Raw genomic sequence first — 3,678 nt, forward strand, 5'->3', positions numbered from 1 at the left:
TCGCCCTTGTTTGCCTTTTGATGGAGCATACCATTGCGTAGCAGGATCAAACCAAATGGCAATATTTCCGCGACTCATGAGTGCTCGGTTATATGCGGGCCAATTGGTTGTGCGATAGATTTTGTGTATAGGCTTCTTCATTTGAAAATTATATCGCTGAAAAAGCCTTTACAGATAGGTTTGTGCAACAAAGCCATGTGAAATTCTTAAATCATTGATATTTATATTAATATACAAGTGTATTTCGTATAATGCCCATTATGTTAAATGGTGGGATCAACATCTTATAAAGGAAGTAGTGAAGGACTCTATCTGTCCATTTTCTGAAACATACTCATCAATTGAATATAGTTTATTATCAATCAGAACATAGTGAACTTTCTCTTGTTCTCTATAAAGACTTCCTGGTTCTTCACTATGAAATGTATATCTAAATCCTACACCGTATAGTTCATTAGCAGGGCTCTCAATAAATTGGGTGATGTTTATATGAGAATACCCCTCGTAGCGCTCATCTTTAATCTGATTTACTTCACTATTTTTTATACTTAAAACTCTGAAATCATCACCATTCACTATGCCACGACAAGCGGCTCTGTCAGTTCCCCATTTACCAATAAATATTGTACTGATCTGTGAGGCATATGCTGAGTTAAATAATATTATAGGTAAGAGAACGACTAAAAAAAATTTCATAAAAATGCTTTTCAATGTTTAGTAAAAAATTAGTTAACTGCCAGTCAAAGACTAGCAGTTAACTTTCTCGTTATTGTTGAGTTAATACTGATTTTAAAATCGCACTACTTTGCGATGATGTTTGAGTTGTAGAAGCATCTTCATCCCCGATTTCTAATACATCTAATCTTTTCTCTGGCCCATAATAAGACAAAAACTTATTTTGTTTCTTGTCCCAAGCTAGGTAACTGTCGTTGTACTCAGAGATAAAGCGATAACCCTCTTTCGTTTTTTTTAGCTCTAAGCCTTCACGACCTAACCAGTAATTCAGTACATGCTCGTACTGACCATTTTTATTCTGAAAATAGATGTCGATGAATCCGTCACTGTTTCCTGTAAACATAGAAACAGCGCCTTCACAGGTAACCTCTGATGATTTAACTATGTAATCTTTTAGACCATCAGCATTGAAGTCAACGTTAACTATAAAACCTTTATCAAAAGTGATCTTCGGATTTTTTCTAGGCATCTCTGGGTCTTCGGAGACTTCTTTGCAACCATCTACGTAATGACTTTCAATTTCTGTTTTGATTTCAGATGGAAGGTTATTAAAAGGAATCGCCTTATTTATGACAGTGATTCCAGAAATTGCATTTGTGCAAAAAAAAGCTGTTAATAACGAAACCCCAAAAACTATTTTTTTCATGAAAACTCTATAAATTTTAATAAAATAGATTGTGATTCTATCAAATAATAATGGGATTTTAATAAAAATTTATATTGTAGATTTCCTAAAATTAACATAATACACCTTATACGAAATGCGTTATAATTATCTTTAGAAATCAATGCTGTAGTTTCTAGTTGATAGCCCATCTTCCCCAAGGTGGGCTTTTTTTATGATTTTTCACGTTCCACGCTTATTATTTAATCAAAAGACCTCTTGCGAAAGTATAGTTTATCTAATTTTTGAATTGGCTAAAACCTCATAAAATATAGCTTTTGGCTGCTTAAAATTTGACTAACGCAAGAATTCTAAAGTTTCTCAACTTTGATTAGCTCAAATAAATACCATTTCTCTTTTTCTAGGTCTCTTTAAATCACTAATTATGTAACTATAGAGTATACGGTGCATGTGCATGAGATTTCAAGACTGGCGCGAAGCCTGATTGATCTTAATACATTGATTCACGATCTAAACAAAAAAGGCGTTACGGTTGTTTTTCATCAAGAACGCATGACGTTTAGTCCAGACCGTGAACAAGATCCATTGCAACAGCTTATGTTTAACATGCTTGCATCATCTGCACAGTTTGAACGCCAGATCATTAAGCAAAGACAAGCTGAGGGCATTGCCAAAGCTAAAGAAAGAGGTGAATACATGGGCCGCAAGAAAACAATTGATGATTCTAAAATCATTGAAGCAATGAGCAAAGATGGCGCGTCATTTAGAAAAGTTGCTAAAGAGATGGGCGTTTCATTATCAACAGTTCAAAGAGCCATGAAGAAAAATAGCCAAATCGGTTGACGTGGGCGTTGCTACTGTGTATCGAGTATTAAATACTGCAAGTTCGTAAAAAAAGCCCATATTTTGGGCTTTTTATATTATGGGCATACGTGACTAACAAACGATTCGCCAACACTTCCCGGAATGATCGGATCCATTCTTACCTCATAGCCAGATCTCGAATAAAACTCAGGCTTAAGAGTGCGATTTTTCCGCTTTTTATACACAGCAATTGCTTTTTCGCCAAGAGTGTTATCACTACAGTTGATCCATTTAAGAACCAGTCTGTAATCTCCGACGCCTAGACCATCTTGTTCAAGATCGTCAACAACTAACTCTTTAGTCCAAAATTGTTTATTCTGACGATAACCAACTTCAGAAACATTGGTAACACTATTAGTATCTACGGCGAATATAAAACCACTCGACCGGGAAATATTTTCCCATTCAGGGTCAGCAAAAACTCCACAGGCGATTGCACTACCAATAATCCCAATCAGTATTCTTTTAAATTTCACTAAGTTCTCCCCTAAAAATTTTAACTATTGGATATTTTAGAATTATTCAGTAAAACAGCACAGCATAAATTACTTCAGAAACGCTTTAAGACCACGACCAAAACGACCAACGATAGTTGGTTTTTTTGTTGTTTCAGATGCAACATTTTGCACCGTTGCATCATGTTGCTTTGTAACGCTGCTATTTGCTTCATGTGACGTTTCATCATGTTGCATGGCTTGATCTATGGGCGTTTCAGTATCGTTGCACGTTGTTGCTTTAGGACGTTGCACGGACGTTTCAGGTGCAACAAGCAGCCTTTGCAAGTGGTCAATCTGAGAATCTTTTTGCTCAAGTTGTTTCGTCAATAATTCAACTTGGCTTTTAAGTATAGAAATAATTTCTTTATCGTTTGCACTACTGGCAGGCGACTCAATAGATTGCTTTACAGGTGCAGACGGTTCGCCAAAGACGCGTATCACTTCAGCAAGATCAAACAAGCCATTATTCAAACGCGACAGCTTGCCATTGTTTAGACACTTCAGTTAAAGAGAGTTGAGCCATGAGTGATGATTGATAATGAATACAGCCTGATACTACATTATTTTTATTCTTTGGTGCTTTTTGCGGTTCTAGTGTTGCTAGGTTATTGCATGATTAGAACCTTGATTGATGATTGAATAATGCGACTGTTAATCGAATGATTGGTATAAGCACACAATTAGTCACCCATCATTTAGAGCTTACACTAGTCATTTGCTATCGTGAAAAACAAACTAAAAATTAGGTAAAACGATACTTTCGCAAGAGGTCTACTGTATTAATTTAAATTAGTAGCTAAAATTGCTTTAAAATTTAAACTTATAAGGTATTAGGGTGTGTTGACATTTACAGCCGATAAATTGAGCTAAAGAGGCAACCATATAAATATACAAGCTAAAGCAACAGCGCTTTGATAGTTACGTTTTAGCTTATCGTATCTTGTGGCAATTCCTCTA

At 35.6% G+C, this 3,678-nt stretch carries 6 protein-coding genes and 2 pseudogenes; 2 read left to right on the top strand and 6 right to left on the bottom strand.

Annotation, left to right across the window (positions count from 1 at the left end; genetic code table 11):
* From FTU83_RS16895 to FTU83_RS16905, 3 genes and pseudogenes are all read right to left on the bottom strand, one after another.
* Nucleotides 1–141, bottom strand: a pseudogene (locus FTU83_RS16895) (IS5/IS1182 family transposase); the annotation flags it as partial.
* 135 nt (nucleotides 142–276) lie between these two features.
* The gene (locus FTU83_RS16900) at nucleotides 277–696 is read right to left on the bottom strand and encodes a hypothetical protein (protein WP_180107407.1); all 420 of its coding nucleotides are present in this window, start codon (nucleotides 694–696) and stop codon (nucleotides 277–279) included.
* 70 nt (nucleotides 697–766) lie between these two features.
* Nucleotides 767–1,381, bottom strand: coding sequence for a hypothetical protein (locus tag FTU83_RS16905; RefSeq protein WP_180107409.1), 615 nt, complete (start codon nucleotides 1,379–1,381; stop codon nucleotides 767–769).
* Nucleotides 1,382–1,804: 423 nt separating this feature from the next.
* On the opposite strand from FTU83_RS16905, the gene FTU83_RS17735 reads away from it, so the two are divergent.
* Nucleotides 1,805–2,203, top strand: a complete 399-nt coding sequence (locus FTU83_RS17735; protein WP_373685382.1) for a recombinase family protein — start codon at nucleotides 1,805–1,807, stop codon at nucleotides 2,201–2,203.
* Between the two features lies 1 nt (nucleotide 2,204).
* Nucleotides 2,205–2,252: a hypothetical protein gene (locus FTU83_RS17740; protein ID WP_373685384.1), complete on the top strand. Its 48-nt coding sequence runs from the start codon at nucleotides 2,205–2,207 to the stop codon at nucleotides 2,250–2,252.
* A gap of 28 nt (nucleotides 2,253–2,280) precedes the next feature.
* On the opposite strand, the gene FTU83_RS16920 is transcribed toward FTU83_RS17740, so the two are convergent.
* The 3 genes and pseudogenes from FTU83_RS16920 to FTU83_RS16930 all read right to left on the bottom strand — a co-directional run.
* Nucleotides 2,281–2,700: a hypothetical protein gene (locus tag FTU83_RS16920; protein ID WP_180107411.1), complete on the bottom strand. Its 420-nt coding sequence runs from the start codon at nucleotides 2,698–2,700 to the stop codon at nucleotides 2,281–2,283.
* A 69-nt stretch (nucleotides 2,701–2,769) separates the two neighbouring features.
* Nucleotides 2,770–3,192, bottom strand: coding sequence for a DNA-binding protein (locus FTU83_RS16925; protein ID WP_257222671.1), 423 nt, complete (start codon nucleotides 3,190–3,192; stop codon nucleotides 2,770–2,772).
* Nucleotides 3,193–3,587: 395 nt separating this feature from the next.
* A pseudogene (locus FTU83_RS16930) lies at nucleotides 3,588–3,678 on the bottom strand (IS5/IS1182 family transposase); the annotation flags it as partial.

Source organism: Acinetobacter sp. YH12152, from assembly GCF_013418285.1.
Lineage (GTDB): Bacteria > Pseudomonadota > Gammaproteobacteria > Pseudomonadales > Moraxellaceae > Acinetobacter > Acinetobacter amyesii.